The organism is Enterobacteriaceae endosymbiont of Donacia provostii (assembly GCF_012570145.1).
Lineage (GTDB): Bacteria > Pseudomonadota > Gammaproteobacteria > Enterobacterales > Enterobacteriaceae.
The window spans coordinates 295,292-318,411 of sequence record NZ_CP046206.1 but is presented as its reverse complement, the minus strand read 5'-3'; the positions used below and the strand labels follow the sequence as shown (position 1 = coordinate 318,411).

Here is a 23,120-nt window from a genome sequence, read left to right as displayed (position 1 = left end):
GAGGTAAGTAATTTGTGAAAGATTTATTTAATTTTTTAAAATCAAAAAATAAGATAGAAGAATTTGATTCAATAAAACTTTCTCTAGCTTCTTCTGATATGATAAAATCTTGGTCTTTTGGAGAAGTTAAAAAACCTGAAACAATTAATTATCGTACATTTAAACCGGAAAGAGATGGTTTATTTTGTGCTCGTATTTTTGGTCCTATTAAAGATTATGAATGTTTATGTGGAAAATATAAACGTTTAAAACATAGAGGTGTTGTTTGTGAAAAATGTGGGGTAGAAGTTACACAAACAAAAGTAAGAAGAGATAGAATGGGACATATAGAATTAGCTTCTCCTATTGCACATATATGGTTTTTAAAGTCATTACCTTCTAGAATTGGATTATTACTTAATATGACATTAAGAGATATAGAAAGAGTTTTATATTTTGAATCCTATGTTGTTATAAATGAAGGTATAACATCTTTAGAAAAGAAACAAATTTTATCTGAAGAACAATATATAAATTTATTAGAAGAATTTGGAAATGAATTTGAAGCTAAAATGGGGGCAGAAGCAATACAGTATTTATTAAAAAATATAGATTTAAAAAAAGAATGTAAATTATTACGTAATGAATTATATAATACTCATTCAGAAACTAAAAGAAAAAAAATAGCTAAAAGAATAAAATTATTAGAATCTTTTATATATTCTGGAAATAAACCAGAATGGATGGTTATGAATGTATTACCTGTATTACCTCCTGATTTAAGACCTTTAGTCCCTTTAGATGGAGGTAGATTTGCAACATCAGATTTAAATGATTTATATCGTAGAGTTATAAATCGTAATAATAGATTAAAACGTTTATTAGAATTATCAGCCCCTGATATTATAATAAAAAATGAAAAAAGAATGTTACAAGAAGCAGTTGATGCATTATTAGATAATGGAAGAAGAGGTAAGGCAATAATAGGATCTAATAAACGTCCGCTAAAATCTTTAGCAGATATGATTAAAGGTAAACAAGGAAGATTTAGACAAAATTTATTAGGTAAAAGAGTTGATTATTCTGGAAGATCAGTTATAACTGTTGGTCCTTATTTACATTTGCATCAATGTGGATTGCCTAAAAAAATGGCATTAGAATTATTTAAACCATTTATATATAGTAAATTAGAAATTAAAGGATTTGCAAATACTATTAAATCTGCAAAAAAAATGGTAGAAAAAGAAGAACCCATAGTATGGGATATTTTAGATGAAGTAATTAAGGAACATCCTATTTTATTAAATAGGGCTCCTACTTTACATAGATTAGGAATACAAGCATTTGAACCCCTTTTAGTTGAAGGTAAAGCTATACAGTTACATCCTTTAGTATGTGCTGCTTATAATGCAGATTTTGATGGAGATCAAATGGCAGTACATATTCCTCTTACATTAGAAGCACAATTAGAAGCACGTATTTTAATGATGTCTACTAATAATATTTTATCTCCAGCAAATGGAGAACCTATTATTGTGCCATCTCAGGATGTTGTATTAGGAATATATTATATGACTAAAGATAAAATCAATGCTTATGGAGAGGGAATGATATTAACTGGTCCTAAAGAAGCAGAATATGTATATAATATAGGACAAGCTGATTTACATGCTCGTATAAAAGTAAGAATTAAAGAATATAATAAAGATTTATTAACAAATAAATGGATTAAAAATAAAATTATTGTAAAAACTACTATTGGTAGAGCTATTTTTTGGAATCAAGTACCTAAAGGTATTCCTTTTAGTATGATAAATAAGACTTTAGGTAAAAAAGATATTTCCTATATATTAAATAAATGTTATAGAATTTTAGGACTTAAATCTACAGTTATTTTTGCAGATCAAATTATGTATACTGGTTTTTATTATGCAGCTAAATCCGGTGCTTCTGTAAGTATAGATGATATACTTATACCTCATAATAAAATTGAAATTATTAATGAAGCAGAATCTGAAGTAAATGAAATTCAAGAACAATTTCAATCTGGTTTAGTAACTGCAGGAGAAAGATATAATAAAGTTATTGATATTTGGGCTGCTGCTAATGAAAAAGTATCAAAAGCTATGATGAAAAACTTATCTATTGAAAAAGTAATTAATAAAAATGGTATTACAGTAGAACAAAGTTCTTTTAATAATATTTTTATGATGGCTGATTCTGGAGCTCGAGGTTCTGCTGCACAAATTAGACAATTAGCTGGTATGAGAGGTTTAATGGCTAAACCTGATGGTTCCATTATTGAAACTCCAATTATTGCTAATTTTAGAGAAGGATTAAATGTTTTACAATATTTTATTTCTACTCATGGAGCTAGAAAGGGATTAGCTGATACAGCATTAAAAACAGCAAATTCCGGATATTTAACAAGAAGATTAGTAGATGTAGCACAAGATCTAGTTATAACAGAAGATGATTGTTTAACTTTAAAAGGAATTAAAATTTCTTCTATTATTACAGGAAGAAATATAAAAGAATCTTTAAGAGAAAGAGTGTTAGGTAGAGTAACTGCAGAAAATATTTATAAAAAAGATAGTCATAATAAAATTATTCTTATTCCTAGAAATACATTATTAAATGAAAAATATTGTAATATATTAGAACAATATGCTATTGATAATATAAAAGTAAGATCTGTAGTAAGTTGTGAAACTCATTTTGGTGTATGTTCATATTGTTATGGGCGTGATTTAGCTAGAGGACATATTATAAATAAAGGAGAGGCAGTAGGTGTCATTGCAGCACAATCTATAGGTGAACCAGGAACACAATTAACAATGCGTACATTTCATATTGGAGGTGCAGCATCAAGATCTGCAACAGAATCTAGTATTCAAATAAAAAATCATGGAATTATAAAACTAGCAAATGTAAAATCAGTTATTAATTCTGTTAATAAACTTGTAGTTATTTCTAGAAATGCTGAATTAAAAATTATTAATCATTTAAATAAAATTATAGAAAGTTATAAAATACCATATGGTGCTATTATAACAAAAAAAAATGGAGTTAATGTTAAATCAGGAGAAATAGTTTCATATTGGGATCCTCATACTATGCCAATTATTACAGAAGTAAGTGGTAAAGTTAAATTTATTGATATGTTAGAAGGACAAACTATTATAAAACAAACTGATGATTTAACAGGATTAGCATCTATTGTTGTTCTAGATACTTCTGAAAGACCATTAATAGGGAAAGATTTTAGACCTATGATAAAAATTGTTAATGATAATAATGAAGATATAATAATATCTGGAACTGATATGCCAGCACATTATTTTTTACCTAATAAATCTATTATACATTTAAAAGATAATAGTTATATTAATGCTGGTGATATTTTAGCAAAAGTACCTCAAGAATCAGGTGGTACTAAAGATATTACTGGAGGATTACCAAGAGTAGCTGATTTATTTGAAGCTAGGAAACCTAAAGATTCAGCTATTTTAGCAGAAATTAGTGGTATTATTTCATTTGGAAAAGAAACAAAAGGAAAAAGAAGAATAATTATTACTCCTTTAAATTCTGATCAAAAAGCATATGAAGAAATGATACCAAAATGGAGACAGCTTAATGTATTTGAAGGAGAATTAATTAACAAAGGAGATATTATTTCTGATGGTCCTGAATCTCCACATGATATTTTAAGATTAAGAGGAGTTAATGCTGTAACTAATTATATAATAAATGAAGTTCAAGATGTTTATAGATTACAAGGAGTTAAAATTAATGATAAACATATAGAAGTAATTGTTAGACAAATGTTACGTAAAGCTACTATAACTAAAATGGGAGATTCTAATTTTTTAGAAGGTGAACAATTAGAAGTATCGTTAATTAAAATTGAAAATAAAAAATTAAAAAAACAGGGAAAAAAATTAGCAGAATATAATAGGGATTTATTAGGTATTACTAAAGCATCATTAGCAACTTCTTCTTTTATATCAGCTGCTTCTTTCCAAGAAACTACTAGAGTTTTAACTGAATCTTCAGTAGCAGGAAAAATTGATGAATTAAAAGGATTAAAAGAAAATGTCATTGTAGGAAGATTAATTCCTGCAGGAACTGGTTATACATACCATACAAATCGTATAAATAAAAAAAAAATAAATAATAAGAAAAATAATATTTCTTCTGTAGATTCAGCAGCTGCTAATTTAACAGAATTATTAAATGCTAATTCTAATTTAAATAATAGTTAAAAATAAATATATATAGTAAATTTTATAATTTATAACAAATTACTATTTTATCATAAAAAATACATATAATTATAGATATAAATAATGTTATAATACACAAACTGTATTAAAGAAAAATAATTAGTGTAATTAGAACATTAAATTTTGTAGAATTCTTTATTTTTAAATATTAAATTTATATAAAGATAATTATTAAATAAATAATTTTTATGATTTATAAAAAACATAAAAAATCTAAATTATGGTTAAAAAATAATTCTAAAGATTTATATATAAAGATGGTTAAAAAAGATATTAATAAATATAGATCAAGATCATGGTTTAAATTAAAACAAATAGATAATAAAGATAAAATTTTTAAAAAAAATATAACATTAATTGATTTAGGTTCTTCTCCTGGAGGCTGGTCAAGTTTTGCTTCATCAAAAATTGGTCATAAAGGTAAAATTATTGCATTTGATTTATTACCTATGGATTATATTAAAAACGTTAATTTTTATCAATGCAATATTTATAATTCTATTTTTTTAGATAATACTCTTAAAATATTAAATAAAACAAAAGTTAATATGATTATGTCTGATTTATCTCCTAATATTACTGGTATAAAAGAAATAGATATACCTCAGATTATGAATCTAAATGAATTAGTCTTAAAATTATGTTATTCTTATTTAAAGAATCATGGGGTTCTTTTACTAAAAACTTTTTACTGTAAGGAATTTAATAAATTTTATAATAAAGTTAATTCTATATTTAAAATAGTAAAAATTAGGAAGCCTAATGCTTCTAGATCTAAATCTAGTGAAATTTATATTGTTGCAAAAGGATATAAAAATTAATATTAAATATATTATACAGTTATAAGAGGTTACTCTTTGAAAGATATGGCAAAAAATTTAATGCTCTGGTTAGCAATTTCAGTTATATTTATATCAACTGTCCAGAGTTACAGTTTAAATTCATTAAGTAAAAAAGAAAAGATTTCATATACAACTTTTTTATCTGAAGTAAGAAAAAATAAGATTTTAAAAACTAGTATTAATGGTAGGCAGATTCATGTTTTTAGAAAAAATAAAAGTAATTATATTACATATATCCCTACATATGATCCATTTTTATTAAAAATTTTATTTTCAAAAAATATTAAAGTATTAGGCGAACCTATAAAAAAACCTAGTATATTACTATCTATTTTTATTTCATGGTTTCCAATGTTATTATTAATTAGTATTTGGATATTATTTATTCGTCAACTACAAAATAGTAGTAAAGGAGCTTTATCATTTGGTAAAAGTAAAGCTCAAATGTTAACACCAGATCAAATTAAGGTTACATTTAATGATATAGCTGGATGTGATGAAGCAAAAGAAGAAGTAAAAGAATTAGTTGATTATTTAAAAGAACCAGTTAAATTTCAAAAATTAGGAGGTAGAATTCCTAAAGGAATTTTAATGGTTGGTCCTCCAGGTACTGGTAAAACTTTGTTAGCTAAAGCTATTGCTGGAGAATCACAAGTACCATTTTTTACTATTTCAGGTTCCGATTTTGTAGAAATGTTTGTAGGTGTAGGTGCTTCTAGAGTAAGAGATATGTTTAATCAAGCTAAAAAATCTTCTCCATGTATTATTTTTATTGACGAAATTGATGCTGTAGGGAGACAAAGAGGTGCAGGATTAGGTGGAGGACATGATGAAAGGGAACAAACATTAAATCAAATGTTAGTAGAAATGGATGGTTTTAATAATAATGAAAGTGTTATTGTTATTGCAGCAACGAATCGTCCAGATGTATTAGATCCAGCTCTTTTAAGACCAGGTCGTTTTGATCGTCAAGTTATGGTAGGTTTACCTGATATTCGAGGAAGAGAACAAATACTACAAATACATATAAAAAATGTACCTATATCTAAAGAAGTAGATTTAAAAATTTTAGCAAGAGGAACACCAGGTTTTTCAGGAGCTGATTTAGCAAATTTAATAAATGAAGCAGCATTATTAGCAGCACGTAAAAATCATAATGTTGTATCTATGTTAGAACTAGAACAAGCTAAAGACAAAATTATGATGGGTACAGAAAGACGTTCTTTAGTTATGACAGAAAAACAAAAAGAAATCATTGCTTATCATGAAGCAGGACATGCTATTATTGGTAGACTAGTTCCAGATCATGATCCTGTACATAAAGTTACTATTATTCCTAGAGGAAGAGCTTTAGGTGTGACATTTTTTTTACCTGAAATTGATATAATACATATTAGTCGTCAACAATTAGAAAGTAAAATTTCAACATTATATGGGGGAAGAATAGCAGAAGAAATTATTTATGGTGAAAAAAATGTTTCAACAGGATCCTCTAATGATATTAAAATCGCAACTAATATTGCAAGAAATATGGTTACTCAATGGGGATTTTCTAAAAAATTAGGTCCTTTATTATATTTAGAAGAAGAAAGTGAAATTTTTTTGGGTAGATCAGTTACTAAAGCAAAACATATGTCAGATGAAACAGCAAAAATTATTGATCAAGAAGTAAAATATTTAATACAAGAAAATTATGAAAGAGCTTTAAAAATATTACAAAATAATATTGATATTTTACATACGATGAAAGATACGCTCATAAAATATGAAACTATAGGATCAGCACAAATTGATGATTTAATGGCTAGAAAAAAAGTAAGACCTCCAGAATGGGATAAAAAAAAATAAAATTTTAAAAAAATAAATAGTTTATGATATTTTATAAAATATAAGATTATATAAATAAATGAAATATCATAAATATTTTGATATAGATAATATCAAATTAATATTTAGAAAATTTCTTATAAATTATAATATAATAGTAAAACTAGTTTTTGTTTTAGGAAAAATTTTTGTTAAAAAATATTAAAATATTATTATTGACATAAATACAAATTTAAATGTTTTATTCAACGATACTAATTTTTTTTCTTAAAAAATTATAAATTTTTTTGTTTAAAAAAATAATTATTTTTTTTAAAAAATGAAAAAATTTTTTTAAGAAAATCAAATACTACATTAGTAGTAAAAATTATTATTAAAGGTAAAAATAAAAAATTAATAATATTAAATAATATATAAAAAAGTATTCTTATATTAATATTATAAATGAAAAATTTATATTGTAATTATTATAAATTAATATATAATTATAATTAGATAATATTTGGTTAAAATATTTTATTGGTTTTTATGTATAAATTATTGTTAATTTTATTTATTTTTGTATCACTTATATTAATTAGTATTATATTATTTCAGGATAATGATGAAATAGATATTGCATCATCATCTAGTAATACAAAATCTCCTTTTAATACAAATATGTCTAATAAAATCTTAACAAGAAGTATTATTTTTTTTGCATCTTTATTTTTTATTATTAGTTTAATAATAAATAATTTTAATGTAAAAAAATATGGGAAAACTTATATTACATCTTATAATATAAATAAGATATAAAAAAAATTTTACCGAAGTGGTGAAATTGGTAAACACGCTACCTTGAGGTGGTAGTGCCTTATTATTTGGCTTACGGGTTCAAATCCCGTCTTCGGTATTAAAAATAATATTGCATTATTTATATTTTTATAATATTATATATTATCATTAAGACGCGGGGTGGAGCAGTTTGGTAGCTCGTCGGGCTCATAACCCGAAGGTCGTTGGTTCAAATCCAACTCCCGCAACCAATACCAACATTATATTTAATTCCTTTATTAAATTTATTTTATGTTGACTTTTTATATTTAATAAAAATAAATAAATAAAATAAGTTTGTTAAATAAAAATTATATAAAAAATAATAAAAAGTTTGTAAAGTAAAAAATTATGTTACTTGTATCATCATTAAATGATAATCTAGTTCTTTAATTTTAAGAATTTAATATTTAAGGATAACTAGGATGAATAAAGAAATGTTAGCTGTTATTGAAGCTGTTGCTAATGAAAAATCTTTACCTCGTGAAAAAATATTTGAAGCCATGGAGAGTGCTTTAGCTAGTGCAACAAAAAAAAAATATGAACAAGATATAGAAGTATTTGTAAATATTAATCGTAAAAATGGTAATTTTCATACATTTAGAAGATGGTTAATAGTTAAAAAAGTAAATTATCCGACTAAAGAAATTACATTAGATGCAGCAAGAGTTGAAGATAATACTCTTAATTTAGGTGATTATATATATGATAAAATTAAATCTATTAATTTTGATCGTATTACTACACAAACAGCTAAACAAGTTATAGTACATAAAGTACGAGAAGCAGAAAAAGCTATTACTATAGCACAATTTAAAAAAAAAGAAGGGAAAATTTTACATGGTATTGTAAAAAAAGTTAATAGAGGACATCTAAATTTAGATTTAGGACATGGAGCAGATGCTATAATTTTACGTTCTGATATGTTACCTCGTGAAAATTTTAGGTTAGGTGATAGAGTAAGAGGATTACTTTTCTATATTAAAGAAGATATGAAAGAAACACAATTATTTATAAGTAGATCTAAAACACAAATGTTAATTGAATTATTTAATATTGAAGTACCTGAAATTGGAGAAGGTTTGATTGAAATTAAAGCAGTAGCTAGGGATCCTGGTTTAAGATCAAAAATAGCTGTAAAAACGAATGATAAAAGAATAGATCCTGTTGGTGCTTGTGTTGGTATGAGAGGTGCTAGAGTTCAAGCTATTTCTAACGAATTAAATGGAGAACGTATTGATATTATATTATGGAATTCTGATCTTAGAAAATTTGTTATTAATGCTATGTCTCCAGCAGATATATCATCTATAGTGATAAATAAGAAAAAACATACTATAGATCTTTCCGTAAAAAAAAATAATTTAGCCCAAGCTATAGGTAAAAATGGACAGAATATTCGTTTAGCTTCTCAATTAAGTGGATGGGAGTTAAATGTTATGACAAAAAATGATTTATATCAAAAATATAAAAAAGAACAAAATCATATTATTAATATATTTGTAAAGTATTTAAATATTAATTATGAATTATCTGAAAGAATAGTTAGGAAAGGTAAAATTTTTTCTATTAAAGAATTGCAATTAATTTCAATTAATAAATTATATAATATAACTAGAAAATTTAATTTAACAATTAATGATTTAAAAAAAATACAAGAATCAGCAAAAAAAATATATAATAATTTAAAAAAAAGTACTATTTAAATAATAAATTTATAAAAAAATTTTTAATATAAAAAATAATTAGTATATTATATAATTTTTACATTAGAAACACATTATAACTAATAAAAATTTAATTAAAAAAATATTTAAAATATATATCTAATATAGATTTTTTATATGTAGTAATATTAAAAAAATTACTATATGTATAATATTGTTAGTTTTAACACTTAATTTGTAATTAATTTTAAAATAGAGGAGTAGACAGCATGATAGATGCTGTTATAACTATAAAATTATTAGCTCATGAAATTAAAATTTCAGTCAAAAAAATAATTAAATATTTTGCTAATATAAAAATTAAAAAATTAGAACATGATACAGTTAATAAAGAAGAAAAAAAAAAACTTTTAACATATTTAAAAAATAAAAATTTTAATGAGTTAAAATCATTAACTATAAAAAAACAAAATAATAATATTACAAAATATAATAAGATTGAAAAAAAAAGAAATGATAAAAATAAAAAGTTTCCATTAAATAAAAAAAATTTTAGTCAAGAATTAAAAAAAAATAATAAATTTAATATAGTAAAAAAAAAAATAAAAAATTTTTTATCATTTAATAAAAATGATTATAAAGAAACAAATATTATTAAAAATAAAAAGTATAAAAAATTTAAAAAAAAAAATTTTTTTTATCATAATAAAAATGTAGATAAAAATTTTTTAAAAAAAAATATATATAATAAGAAAAGATTTAATAAAAATTATAAAAATAATAAAGAAGATAATAAAAAAAATTTTTATAATAATAATTATAAAAAAAATGTTTTAAAATTATATCAGAATTTTACCAAACCAATTAAAAATATCAATCGTAACATCATTATTAATGAAACTATTAGTTTAGCTGAATTATCTAATAAAATGGCAGTGAAAAGTTCAGAATTAATTAAAATTATGGTTAATATGGGTGAAAAATATTCTAATATTAATCAATTACTAGATCAAGAAACAGCTCAATTAATAGCTGAGGAAATGGGTCATAAAGTTATTTTACGTAATGAAAATGATATAGAAAAATTATTAATTAATCATGTTAATACAAATATACCTATTACAAGACCACCTATTGTAACAATTATAGGTCATGTTGATCATGGAAAAACTTCATTATTAGATAATATTTGTTCAAGTAATATTGTTTCTAAAGAAACAGGGGGGATTACACAAAATATAAATGCTTATGAAGTATTTTTTGAAAATAAAAAAATAGTATTTTTTGATACTCCAGGTCATGAATCTTTTATCTCTATGAGATTAAGAGGAGTTCAAATTACAGATATAATTATATTAGTTATTGCTATTGATGATGGAGTTATGCCTCAGACAATAGAAGCCATAAAACATGCTAAAAAAATAAAAGTACCTATTATAGTTGCAATTAATAAAATTGATAAAAAAATTTCAAATTTTGAAAAAATAAAAAATGAATTAAGTAGATATAATATTATCTCTGAAGAATGGGGAGGAGAGAATATTTTTATTAAAATTTCTGCAAAAACAGGAGAAGGTATAAATAAATTATTAAAAATTATTTTATTACAAGCAGAAATATTAGAATTAAAAGCTATTAATGAAGGTATAGCAAAAGGAATAGTAATTGAATCATTTTTAGAAAAAGGAAAAGGACCTATAGCTAATGTTTTAATAAAAGAGGGAATGTTAAAAAAAGGAAATATAGTACTTTGTGGTTGTACTTACGGTAGAGTAAAATGTTTGATAAATTATAAAGAATTAGAAATATTATCTGCTGGACCTTCTACTCCTGTAAAAATTTTAGGTTTATCTGAATTACCATATGCAGGAGATAATTTTATCGTTGTAAATAATGAAAAACAAGCTAAAGAAATAGCATTATATAGAAAAAATAAATTAAGAGAAATTCAACTATCTTATAAACATAAACAATTTCAAAAATCATTTTTAAATTTAGACAAAGAAAATATACATGAAATAAATTTATTAATTAAAAGTGATACTCAAGGTTCTCTGGAAGCTATTAAAGATACATTATTACATTTATCTAATAATAAAATTAATATAAAAATTATACATTTAGGTATAGGAGAAATAAATGAGACAGATATTTCATTAGTAATGACTAATTCTTGTAAACATATTATTATTATTGGTTTTAATATAAAAAAAAATAATATTATAAAAAATATAATAAAACTTAAAAATATTAAGATTATATTTTTTACAATTATTTATGATGTGATTAATTATATAAAAAAATATATTAAAAATCTTTTAACACCTAAATACAAAAAATTAATTTTAGGAAATGCAGAAGTTAGAAGTATTTTTACTATACCTAAAATTGGTATAATAGCAGGATGTATAGTAACATATGGTTTTATTAAACGTCATAATTTAATAAAATTATTTAGAAATAATAAAATTATTTATGAAGGTGTTATTGATTCTTTAAGAAGATTTAAAGAAAGTGTAAATGAAGTACGTAATGGCATGGAATGCGGGATTAGTATTAAAAATTTTAATGATATAAATATTGGAGATAAAATAGAAATTTTTGAAAAAAATGAAGTTATAAAAAAATAATTTTTTTATATAAAAAAATATTATGGAGGTTACTTATTGTATCGTAATTTACGTATTGCATATGAATTAAAAAAACAAATAGCAAAAATATTGCAAAATAATTTAAATAGTATTAATTTTAATAAATTAACTACTGTTACAGATATAATATTATCAAAAGATTTTTCATATGCCAAAATTTTTATATTTTTACCATATAATGAAGAATATAAAAATCAAAAAAATACATTATTTTTTTTAAATAAAACAACAGAATATATTAGATATATATTACAAAAAAAGATAAGATTACGTAAAATACCTAAATTAAAATTTTATTTAGATAATTCTTTAAAGGAAGGTAATTATATTAGTAATTTAATTAAAAATATTAAATAAAAAAATTAATGTATATTTTATATATAAAATATATATTTTATGAAAAAAATGCTAAAAATTATAAAAAAACAAAATCTAGATGGTTTATTATTACTTGATAAATCTATTGGGATGACATCAAATAGAATTCTTCAGTATATTAAAATGATTTTTAATGCAAAAAAAGCTGGATATATTGGAACTTTAGATCCTCTAGCTACTGGTTTATTACCGATTTGTTTTGGAGAATATACTAAATTTAGTCAATATCTGACAAACACAGATAAAACATATTTAGTTACAGCTCTTTTAGGGGAAAAAACAAATACTGCAGATAAATATGGTTTTCTTATAAAGAAAAGGGATGTTAATGTTACTAAAAAAAATATTATTAAAAAAATAAATTTATTTAAAGGAAAAATAAAACAAAAACCCCCTATGTATTCTGCTATTAAATATAAAGGTATTCCTTTGTATAAATATGCTAGGAAGGGAATTGAAATTTCAAATTTAGAATATAGAAATATAACAATATTTCAAATTAAATTATTAAGTTTTAATAAAAATAAAATTAAATTACACATTCATTGTTCAAAAGGTACTTATATTCGTAGTATTATTGATGATTTAGGCGATCAATTAAATTGTGGAGCTCATATAATTAAATTACGTAGAATATTAATATCACATATTTCCATTTTAAATAAAAATGTTATAACATTAGAACAATTAAAAATATTAATTATGAATTATAAAAATCATCAATTAAATACTTTTTTAATTAAAAAATTGTTATTACCAATTGATTATATTATATATCATATACCTAAATTATATTTATCTGATTTATTAATAAAAAAAATCATAAATGGTGAAAAAATTAAATTAAAATCTGTAATAGATAAAATAAAAATTTTTTGTATTTTTAGAAAAAAAAAATTTAATTTTATAGGTATATGTCACATTAATGATAATGGTTACATTATAAAATGTAAATTAATGAATTATGTAAAAAATTTTTATTAATTTATATTTAATAATGAATGAGGTTAAATTATGTATTTTAATAAAGAAAAAAAAATAAAAATTATACAAAAAAATAAAATTCATCATAATGATAAAGGATCTACACAGATACAAATAGCTTTATTAACATCTAAAATTAATTATTTACATAAGCATTTTGTTTTACATAAAAAAGATTATCATAGTCGTAGAGGACTTTTACACATGATATCACAACGTAGAAAATTATTAAATTATTTTAAAAAAAAAAATTTTAAAAATTATAATACATTAATTAAAGATTTAGGATTAAGAAAATAAATAAATTTTCATTATATTTATATACTTTATAAATTTATAATTAATTAGTATTTTTTAATATAAAAATTTATTGAAAAGGTATTTATTTTGCTAAATCCGATTATTCATAGATTTCGTTATGGTAATAATACTGTAACTATAGAGACAGGAATGATAGCTAGGCAAGCAACATCTTCTGTTATGGTAAGTATTGATGATACAGCAGTTTTTGTTACTTTAGTAGTAGATAATAAAATTAAACCTGAACAAAATTTTTTTCCCTTATCTGTATATTATCAAGAGAAATTCTATGCTGCTGGACGTATTCCAGGAAATTTTTTTCGTCGAGAAGGACGTCCTAGTGAAAATGAAATTTTAATTTCTCGTTTAATTGATCGTCCTATAAGACCTTTATTTAAAAAAGGTTTTGTAAATGAGATTCAAATTATTGCTACTGTTATGTCCGTAAATCCAGAAATTAATCCAGATCTTGTTGCTATAATTGGTGCATCTACTGTTTTAAATTTATCTGGTATACCATTTAATGGTCCATTTGGTACTGCACGTGTAGGATTTATAAATAACAAATATATATTAAATCCTAATACACAAGAAATAAAAAATAGCTCATTAGATTTAATTGTATCTAGTACAAAAAAAGCTATTTTAATGGTAGAAGCAAAATCTTCTCTTTTAACTGAAGAACAAATATTAAATGCTATTATATATGGACATAATCAACAACAAATATTAATTAATAATATTATTAAATTATCTTCTAAAATAGAAAAAAAATCTTCTATATGGATTATGTCTCCTATAAACGAAAAATTAAAAAAAAGAGTAGCTTCTTTGTCTCAAGAAGAATTAATAAAAGCATATAATATTCAAAAAAAACAAGATAGAATTAATAAAATTGATTCTGTAAAATTAAAAATTTTTGAATTAATAAAAAAAGAAAAAGAATATGAAAATATTTCTTTAAATTATTTAAATGAAATATTTTATGAATTAGAAAAAAAAATTGTACGTAAAAATATTATAAAAAATAACTTTAGAATTGATGGACGTGCAAATGATATGATACGTAATTTAGATGTACGTATAGGTATTTTACCTAGAACACATGGTTCTGCTCTCTTTACAAGAGGTGAAACACAAGCATTAGTTACTGCTACATTAGGAACTAATAGAGATGCTCAACCATTAGATGATTTAATAAATAATAGAACAGATAATTTTTTATTTCATTATAATTTTCCTTCTTTTTCTGTTGGTGAAATTGGAATATTAGGTTCTCCTAAAAGACGTGAAATAGGTCATGGAAATTTAGCTAAAAAATCTTTAATACCAGTCATGCCTGATATTAATAAATTTCCTTATACTATTCGTATAGTATCTGAAATTACAGAATCTAATGGTTCATCATCAATGGCTTCTGTTTGTGGCGCATCATTAGCAATGATGGATGCTGGTATTCCTATAAAAAATGCTGTAGCTGGCATAGCAATGGGATTAATTAAAGAAAATAATAATTGTATAATATTATCAGATATTTTAGGTGATGAAGATCATTTAGGAGATATGGATTTCAAAGTTGCAGGTACTAATGAAGGTATAACAGCATTACAAATGGATATGAAAATAGAAGGAATAACTTATAAAATTATAAAATTAGCTTTATTTCAAGCAAAATTAGCTAGATTACATATTTTAAAAGTTATGAAACAAGCTATTTCTTCTCCTAGAAAAAATATTTCAGAATTCGCGCCTAGAATTCATACATTAAAAATTAATCCAGAAAAAATTAAGGATATGATAGGAAAAGGTGGATCCGTTATTAGAGCTTTAACTGAAGAAACTGATACAATTATTGAAATAGAAGATAGTGGAATTGTTAAAATTGCAGCTAAAAATAATGAAAAAATACAATTTGCAATTCGTCGCATAGAAGAAATTACAGCAGATATTATTGTAGGAAAAATTTATACAGGTAAAGTTATACGTATTGTAGATTTTGGTGCTTTCATTTCTATAGGTAATGGAAAAGAAGGATTAGTTCATATTTCTCAAATTACTAATCAACATGTTAATAAAGTAAGTGATTATTTACAAATTTTACAAAATGTATTAGTTAAAGTTATGGAAATTGATAAACAAGGAAGAATTAGATTAAGTATAAAGGCTGCTATAAATAATATTTAATTGATAAAGATGAATTTTATTAAAAAATTTATATAAATTATATAATTTTTATAAATTTTATATATTAAATAAGATTTTTATAAAAAAAAAAGTTTATAAAAAATAATTATTCAATTATAATTTATATGAAATAATAATTTTGACACTTGTAATTATGTTTAATTATTAAAAACATAATTACAAACTTAAATGTTAACTTTCTAACCCTTATTATCTTTTAATTATAAATTAATTACTAACTAAAATATTTAAAATATAACAAATTTATGAGGAATGTATATTACATGACGAATATTACTTTTTCGAATTTTGGTTTAAAAAAATCTCTTTTGCAAGCTTTAAATGATATAGGATATTCAAATCCTTCACCTATACAAAAAAAATGTATTCCACATTTATTATTAAATAAAGATGTTTTAGGAATAGCTCAAACAGGTAGTGGAAAAACTGCAGCTTTTATATTACCTTTATTGAATAATATAAATTTATCTATTAAAAAAATTCAAGTACTAATTTTAACACCAACTAGAGAATTAGCAATACAAGTATATGAAACAATTTTAATATTTTCTAAATATATAAAATATATTAATATTTTAGCGTTATATGGTGGACAATCATATCATATACAATTAAAAAATTTACGTATTGGATCTCATATTATTATAGCAACACCAGGACGTTTATTAGATCATATTAAAAGAAAAACTGTTGATTTATCTTATTTAACAAATTTAGTTATAGATGAAGCAGATGAAATGTTAAGAATGGGTTTTATTGAAGATGTTGAAAAAATATTAAAAAATATACCTAAAAAACATCAAACTTCATTATTTTCCGCAACAATGCCACAAAAAATTAAAAATATTACTAAAAATTTTATGATTCATCCATATGAAATTACTATAAAAACAAATATTAAAACTATACCTGATATAAAACAAAATTATTGGTTTGTACGTGGTAATAAAATAGAAGCTTTAATGAAATTTTTAGAAACTGAAAGTTATGATGCGGTATTAATTTTTGTAAAAACTAAAACTTCAACTATTGAAGTTTCTGATAAATTAAAACAATATGATTATAATAGTGCAGCATTAAATGGAGATATGAATCAACGAAATAGAGAACAAACACTAAAAAATTTTAGAAATGGTAAATTAGATATTTTAATTGCTACTGATATTGCTGCTAGAGGATTAGATGTTAATAGAATTGATTTGGTTATAAATTATGATATACCAATGGATATTGAATCTTATATTCATCGTATTGGTAGAACAGGACGTGCAGGTAGAAAGGGTAAATCTTTAACATTTATTGAATATAGAGAAAAGAGATTTTTAAAAAATGTTACATATAGAATTAAATGTAATATTAATGAAGTATATTTACCTGATTATAAAATTTTAAGCAAAAAAAGATTAGAAAAATTTATTTTTAAAATAAAGAAAGAAATAAAATTAATAAAAAAGAAAGATTTAATACAATATGAAAAAATTATATCAAAAATCATAACAAATAATGAAATAAATAAAGAAATTCTAATGATAATTTTATTAAAATTATCTCAATATAAAAATCCTTTAATATTAGCTCCAGATTCGAATATAGATAATGTAAAAAAACAATTTCATAAAAAAAATTTTAAGCATAAATATTTGCAAAAAAACAACAAAAATTTTGTAATAAAATGGATGTTTATCGTATTAATATAGGTAAAAAAGATAAAAATTGAAATACGTCATATAGTTGGAACTATTATTAATGAATATAAAATTAATAATAAAGATATAGGAAATATATAAAATTATTTAATGAATATTCAAATTATTGAATTATCTTTTTTATTTAGAAAAAATTTGTTACAAAAAACTAAAAATATTAAAATTTTTAATAAAAATATCAAATTTGAATTAATTAATAAGTTTAAAAAATCTTATTCAAAAAAATATTATATTGCTAAAAAAAAATATAGTTATAAAGATAAATAAAATTTAAAAATAAATATATATATTATATAATATATACATTTATTTTTTATAAAAAAATTATCTAAATATAATTAAAGTAAATTTTAATTATATTTTTTGTAAAAATTAATTAATGCTTGAGATGAAGAATCATATTTTTTATTTTTATAATTATCTTCTTTAATATCTTTTATTAAAGAATTAGTAATTTTTTTACCTAATTCAACACCCCATTGATCAAATGAAAATATATTTAAAATAACTCCTTGTATAAAAATTTTATGTTCATAATATGCAATTAACATACCTAAATTATAAGGATTAAGATTTTTTAAAAAAATAGAATTACTTGGTTTATTACCAATACAAGAATAATATATATTTTTTTCATTATTATTTTTTTGTAAATTACCAAATGCTAATGTTTTTGTTTGTGCAATAAAATTAGAAATAAGTTGAAGATGATGATTTTTATAATCAATATAATTATTTGAAGCTGAAGCTATAAAATCACATGGAATTAATTTAGTTCCTTGATGTAACATTTGAAAAAATGAATGTTGGCCATTAGTTCCTACATCTCCCCATATAATTTGACTAGTTTGATAATGAATTTTTTCCCCGTTTCTGTCTATATATTTACCATTAGATTCCATATTTAATTGTTGTAAATACATTGGTAAAAAATACATATTATCATTATAAGGTATAATTGCTTCTGTTTCTGCACCCCAAAAATTATTATACCAAATACTAATTAAAGCCATAATAATGGGTATATTTTTATTTAAAGGAGAATAAAAAAAATGATCATCCATTTTATATGCACCTAATAATAATTTATTAAAATTATTAAATCCAATAGATAAAGATATAATTAATCCAATAGAAGACCATAAAGAAAAACGTCCTCCAATTTCAGGTAATATGGAAAAAATATTATTTTTATTTATACCAAATTTTATTGCTGAATTTATATTATTTGTAACAGCAAAAAAATGTTGAGATAATATATCTTTATGAAAATTTGTATCATATTTTTTTAAAAACCATTGTTTTATACTTAAAGCATTTGTAATTGTTTCTAAAGTATTAAAAGTTTTGGATGCAATAATAAATATACTTTCTTCAGGATTAATTTTATTAATAATACTAATTAATTGATTTGCATCAATATTAGATAAAAAAAATAAATTTAAATGATTTTTATAATTTTGTAATGATTTTGTAACCATTAATGGACCTAAATAAGATCCACCTATTCCTATATTTATAATATTTTTAATTTTTTTATTATTAAAACTTTTCCATTTACCTGAAATAATATTATTAGAAATATTTTTTATTTTATTTAAAATTTTATTTATTTTTAAATAGATATTATTATCTTTTAAAAAACAATTCATATTATTATTTCTTAAAGCTGTATGTAAAACAGATCTATTTTCTGTTATATTAATTTTTTCTCCATAAAACATAGAATAAATAGCATCAATACATTTAGTTTCTTTTGCTAAATTTAATAAATATTTTATAGTTTTTTTATTAATTAAATTTTTAGAATAATCAAAAAGAATTTCGTTTTCAAAATTTATAGAAAAATTTTCAAATCTATTCTTATCTATTTTAAATAAATCATAAATATTTATATTTTTTATTTCTTGTATGTGATTTTTTAATTTTTTCCAAGAAAGAGTTTTAGTAGGATTAATATTCTTCATATAATAAAATTATAATTTTGAAATAGAAAATTATATCATATTTTTATTTTTTTTTTTAAAATTCAATTTTTATTTTATTTTTTAAATATGATAAAATTTTTTATTTAATAAATTTTTATTATATATGATCCTAAATTATCTTTTTATTCCTAAAAATCATATATCTATTAATTATAGATATACTATTATCATGTTACATGGATTATTTGGTAATAGAAAAAGTTTATATTTAATGGGTAAATTTTTATTTCATAATATAAAATATCAAATTTTATTGTTAGATATTAGAAATCATGGTTTATCTCCAAGAAATAAAAAGATGGATTATCTTTCTTTATCTAAAGATGTATTAGAAACATTATGTTTTTTAAATATAAAAAAAAATCTTATTTTTATTGGACATTCAATGGGTGGAAAAATAGCAATGAAACTTACTCAATTAATACCTTTTAACTTTATTAAAACAATTATTATTTTAGATATAGCACCTATAAAATATAACTTTAAAAAAAAAAATATTTTTTTTATTTTAGAAGAAGTATATAAAAAAAAAATTTTCTTAAGAAGAGATGTTTTTAAATTGTTAAAATCTTTTATTAAAGATGAATATATAATTAATTTATTATTAAAAACATTTAATAATGGAAAATGGGAATTTAATTTACCTGTATTAAAAAATGAATATAATAATATATTAAATTGGAATCCAATTAATTTTATATGGAGAGGAAAAATTTTTTTTTTAAAAGGAGAAAAATCTAATTACATAAATAAAATTTATTATCAAAATATATTTTCTCAATTTCCTAATGCTAAAATATATAATATTGCTAATGTTGGTCATTTATTACATATTGAAAATATAAAATTAATATTTAATTTAATTATAAAATTATGTTATAAATAATATTTTTAGATAAAATAAAATGTCAAAAATAGGTATTTTTTTTGGTAGTGATACAGGTAATACTGAAAATATTGCTTTTAAAATACAGAAACAATTAGGTAAAAATATTGCTTCAGTGTTTGATATAGCTAGAATAGAAAAAAAAGATATTGAAAAATATAATATATTAATATTTGGCGTACCTACATGGTATTATGGTGAAGTTCAATGTGATTGGGATGATTTTTTGCCTACTTTAAAAAAAATTAATTTTAAAAATAAAAATTTATGTTTGTTTGGTTGTGGTGATCAAGAAGATTATGGAGACTATTTTTGTGATGCTATAAGTATTATTTATAATATAATTAAAACTAATAATGGTAAAATAGTGGGATATTGGCCAACAAAAGGTTATTATTTTTCTAATACTAAAAGCTTAAAAAATAAAGATTATTTTTTAGGATTAACAATAGATGAAGATAGACAACCAGAATTAACTGATTCTCGTATTATAACTTGGACTAAACAAATTTCTAAAGAATTAAATATTTAATCATATAAAATCAATTATATTATAATAATATAATTGATTTTTTTTTATTATCTTAATGATAATATTCGGTTAAAAATTATTTTTTTTTTATGAGAATATTTTTTATCAAAATAGAAGTATCCTTCTCTTTCAAATTGAAAATGTTTTTTTTGATGTTCTTTTAATAAATTTTTTTCTATAAAACCATTGTATATGGATAGTGATTTTTTATTAATATAAGATAAAATATTATCTGTATTATTAATATTTTTTTTATTTAATAAAGTCTTATATAAATAAAATAAAACTGATTGAGAATAAGAACAAGATATCCAGTGAATTATACCTTTAACTTCTTTATCTTTTTTATTAATTTTTAATCCTAATGTATTTTTATAATATTTACAATGTATATAAAGAATATTTCCATTATTATCTTTAACAATTTTTTTTGCTTTAATAACAAATGCATATCTTAATTTTACTTTATTACCTAACATTAATCTTTTATAATTTTTTTGTTCTTTTTCTGAAAAATCTAAATTATCTATATATATTTCTTTTGTAAAATAAATAAATTTATAACCCATATTTTTATCATATGGATGATTAGGTACTTTTAATTCTATTTTTTTTTTATAAGATAAATTATCAATAATAATTTTTAAAGGTCTAATAATAGCCATTGCTCTAGGAGCAATTTTATTTAATTCTTTTTTTATAAAAGATTCTAAATAAGATAATTGTATGGTATTATTTTGTTTAGTAATACCTATATGATAACAAAAATTTTTTAGTGATGAAGCTGTATATCCTCTTCTACGTAACCCAGAGATCGTTAATAAACGAGGATCATCCCACCCATTTACTATTTTATTTTTAATCAATAAATTAATATTTCTTTTTGAAGTTATTCCATATTCAATTTGTAATTTAGAAAATTCATATTGTTTAGGATAATGTTTAATACTAATATTTTTTAATATCCAATTGTATAACATTCTATTATCTTGAAATTCTAAAGTACATAGAGAATGTGTTATTCCTTCAATGGCATCAGATATACAATGACAAAAATCATAAGTAGGATATATACACCATTTTATACCAGTTTGATGATGTTTTTGAAATTTTATTCTATATAAAACAGGATCTCTCATTACAATATTTTTTGATTTCATATCTATTTTTGCACGTAAAGACATTTTACCTTCAGAAAATTTTCCTAAACGCATATTTTGAAATAATTTTAAATTTTCTGATATTGATCGGTTTCTATATGGACTATTTTTACCTGCTGTCGATAATGTACCTCTATATTTTTTAATGTCTTCTATACTTAATTCATCAACATAAGCTAAATTTTTATTAATTAACTCTATAGCATAATTATACATTAAATCAAAATAATTTGATGAATATTTAATTTTACCATCCCATTTAAATCCTAACCAAATTAGATCTTTTTTTATAGATTTAATGTATTCAATATTTTCTGTTGTGGGATTAGTATCATCAATTCTTAAAAAACAATTTCCTTTATAAAATTTTGCTATAAAAAAATTTAAACATATAGATTTAATGTGTCCTATATGTAAATAACCATTAGGTTCTGGAGGAAATCTAGTACATATAACATTATGTGTTTTATTTTTTAAATCATTTTGAATAATTTTAAAAATAAAATTCTTTTTATAAAAATCATGATATTCATACATATTTATTTTACTCTTTTCACAAATTTAATTTTAAATTTATATTTAACTAATAAATAAGTTGACGTTATACTTTATTATATTACATAATATGAGAATAATTTTGGCTACGTAGCTTAGTTTTGGTTAGAGCACAGCACTCATAACGCTGAGGTCATGGGTTCAATTCCCATCGTAGCTAAAAATTAAAGCGGAAGTGGCGGAATTTGGTAGACGCACCAGATTTAGATTCTGGCTATTTAAATAAAAAATATAGTACGAGTTCAAATCTCGTCTTCCGCATTAATTAAAATATGGGGTATAGCCAAGAGGTTAAGGCACCGGTTTTTGATACCGGCATCCCTGGTTCAAATCCAGGTACCCCAGAAATATATCAATT

15 protein-coding genes, 5 tRNA genes and 2 pseudogenes are annotated in these 23,120 nt (G+C 21.5%); 20 read left to right on the top strand and 2 right to left on the bottom strand.

Features of this window, described 5'->3' with window-relative positions:
• The first annotated feature begins 14 nt into the window (after nucleotides 1-14).
• The 15 genes and pseudogenes from rpoC to GJT93_RS01515 all read left to right on the top strand — a co-directional run bounded on the left by rpoC (nucleotide 15) and on the right by GJT93_RS01515 (nucleotide 17,908).
• Nucleotides 15-4,244, top strand: a complete 4,230-nt coding sequence (gene rpoC, locus GJT93_RS01580; RefSeq protein WP_168821861.1) for a DNA-directed RNA polymerase subunit beta' — start codon at nucleotides 15-17, stop codon at nucleotides 4,242-4,244.
• A 209-nt stretch (nucleotides 4,245-4,453) separates the two neighbouring features.
• Nucleotides 4,454-5,086 (top strand): RlmE family RNA methyltransferase, encoded by a 633-nt coding sequence (locus tag GJT93_RS01575; protein ID WP_168821860.1) that lies wholly within the window; start codon nucleotides 4,454-4,456, stop codon nucleotides 5,084-5,086.
• Between the two features lie 36 nt (nucleotides 5,087-5,122).
• Nucleotides 5,123-6,946: pseudogene (gene ftsH, locus GJT93_RS01570) on the top strand (ATP-dependent zinc metalloprotease FtsH); the annotation flags it as partial.
• A gap of 67 nt (nucleotides 6,947-7,013) precedes the next feature.
• A complete protein-coding gene (locus tag GJT93_RS02285; protein ID WP_281352185.1) occupies nucleotides 7,014-7,139 on the top strand; it encodes a hypothetical protein in 126 nt (41 codons plus the stop codon).
• A 323-nt stretch (nucleotides 7,140-7,462) separates the two neighbouring features.
• Nucleotides 7,463-7,732 (top strand): preprotein translocase subunit SecG, encoded by a 270-nt coding sequence (gene secG / locus GJT93_RS01565; protein ID WP_168821858.1) that lies wholly within the window; start codon nucleotides 7,463-7,465, stop codon nucleotides 7,730-7,732.
• A 10-nt stretch (nucleotides 7,733-7,742) separates the two neighbouring features.
• Nucleotides 7,743-7,829, top strand: a tRNA-Leu gene (locus GJT93_RS01560).
• A 56-nt stretch (nucleotides 7,830-7,885) separates the two neighbouring features.
• A tRNA-Met gene (locus tag GJT93_RS01555) sits at nucleotides 7,886-7,962 on the top strand.
• A gap of 213 nt (nucleotides 7,963-8,175) precedes the next feature.
• A pseudogene (gene nusA / locus GJT93_RS01550) lies at nucleotides 8,176-9,417 on the top strand (transcription termination factor NusA); the annotation flags it as partial.
• Nucleotides 9,418-9,686: 269 nt separating this feature from the next.
• A complete protein-coding gene (gene infB, locus GJT93_RS01545; RefSeq protein ID WP_168821856.1) occupies nucleotides 9,687-12,047 on the top strand; it encodes a translation initiation factor IF-2 in 2,361 nt (786 codons plus the stop codon).
• 36 nt (nucleotides 12,048-12,083) lie between these two features.
• Nucleotides 12,084-12,425: a 30S ribosome-binding factor RbfA gene (gene rbfA, locus GJT93_RS01540; RefSeq protein ID WP_168821855.1), complete on the top strand. Its 342-nt coding sequence runs from the start codon at nucleotides 12,084-12,086 to the stop codon at nucleotides 12,423-12,425.
• A gap of 39 nt (nucleotides 12,426-12,464) precedes the next feature.
• On the top strand, nucleotides 12,465-13,430 hold the full coding sequence (gene truB, locus GJT93_RS01535; RefSeq protein ID WP_168821854.1) for a tRNA pseudouridine(55) synthase TruB: 966 nt from the start codon (nucleotides 12,465-12,467) through the stop codon (nucleotides 13,428-13,430).
• Nucleotides 13,431-13,460: 30 nt separating this feature from the next.
• On the top strand, nucleotides 13,461-13,730 hold the full coding sequence (gene rpsO / locus GJT93_RS01530) for a 30S ribosomal protein S15 (protein WP_168821853.1): 270 nt from the start codon (nucleotides 13,461-13,463) through the stop codon (nucleotides 13,728-13,730).
• A gap of 87 nt (nucleotides 13,731-13,817) precedes the next feature.
• Nucleotides 13,818-15,914: a polyribonucleotide nucleotidyltransferase gene (gene pnp, locus GJT93_RS01525; protein ID WP_168821852.1), complete on the top strand. Its 2,097-nt coding sequence runs from the start codon at nucleotides 13,818-13,820 to the stop codon at nucleotides 15,912-15,914.
• Nucleotides 15,915-16,198: 284 nt separating this feature from the next.
• On the top strand, nucleotides 16,199-17,632 hold the full coding sequence (locus GJT93_RS01520; protein ID WP_168821851.1) for a DEAD/DEAH box helicase: 1,434 nt from the start codon (nucleotides 16,199-16,201) through the stop codon (nucleotides 17,630-17,632).
• Between the two features lie 99 nt (nucleotides 17,633-17,731).
• Nucleotides 17,732-17,908, top strand: coding sequence for a hypothetical protein (locus GJT93_RS01515; protein WP_168821850.1), 177 nt, complete (start codon nucleotides 17,732-17,734; stop codon nucleotides 17,906-17,908).
• 83 nt (nucleotides 17,909-17,991) lie between these two features.
• Here the strand turns inward: GJT93_RS01515 and pgi are convergent, their stop codons facing one another.
• On the bottom strand, nucleotides 17,992-19,608 hold the full coding sequence (gene pgi / locus GJT93_RS01510; protein WP_168821849.1) for a glucose-6-phosphate isomerase: 1,617 nt from the start codon (nucleotides 19,606-19,608) through the stop codon (nucleotides 17,992-17,994).
• A gap of 124 nt (nucleotides 19,609-19,732) precedes the next feature.
• Here pgi and GJT93_RS01505 point away from each other — a divergent pair, with 124 nt between their 5' ends.
• Nucleotides 19,733-20,515, top strand: coding sequence for an alpha/beta fold hydrolase (locus GJT93_RS01505; RefSeq protein ID WP_168821848.1), 783 nt, complete (start codon nucleotides 19,733-19,735; stop codon nucleotides 20,513-20,515).
• 19 nt (nucleotides 20,516-20,534) lie between these two features.
• Complete coding sequence (gene fldA, locus GJT93_RS01500) at nucleotides 20,535-21,047, top strand: flavodoxin FldA (RefSeq protein ID WP_168821847.1); 513 nt, start codon at nucleotides 20,535-20,537, stop codon at nucleotides 21,045-21,047.
• A 47-nt stretch (nucleotides 21,048-21,094) separates the two neighbouring features.
• Here fldA and glnS read toward each other — a convergent pair whose 3' ends face one another.
• Nucleotides 21,095-22,744: a glutamine--tRNA ligase gene (gene glnS, locus GJT93_RS01495; protein WP_168821846.1), complete on the bottom strand. Its 1,650-nt coding sequence runs from the start codon at nucleotides 22,742-22,744 to the stop codon at nucleotides 21,095-21,097.
• A 102-nt stretch (nucleotides 22,745-22,846) separates the two neighbouring features.
• On the opposite strand from glnS, the gene GJT93_RS01490 reads away from it, so the two are divergent.
• From GJT93_RS01490 to GJT93_RS01480, 3 genes are all read left to right on the top strand, one after another.
• A tRNA-Met gene (locus tag GJT93_RS01490) sits at nucleotides 22,847-22,922 on the top strand.
• Nucleotides 22,923-22,931: 9 nt separating this feature from the next.
• A tRNA-Leu gene (locus GJT93_RS01485) sits at nucleotides 22,932-23,023 on the top strand.
• A gap of 12 nt (nucleotides 23,024-23,035) precedes the next feature.
• A tRNA-Gln gene (locus GJT93_RS01480) sits at nucleotides 23,036-23,107 on the top strand.
• Nucleotides 23,108-23,120 lie beyond the last annotated feature (13 nt).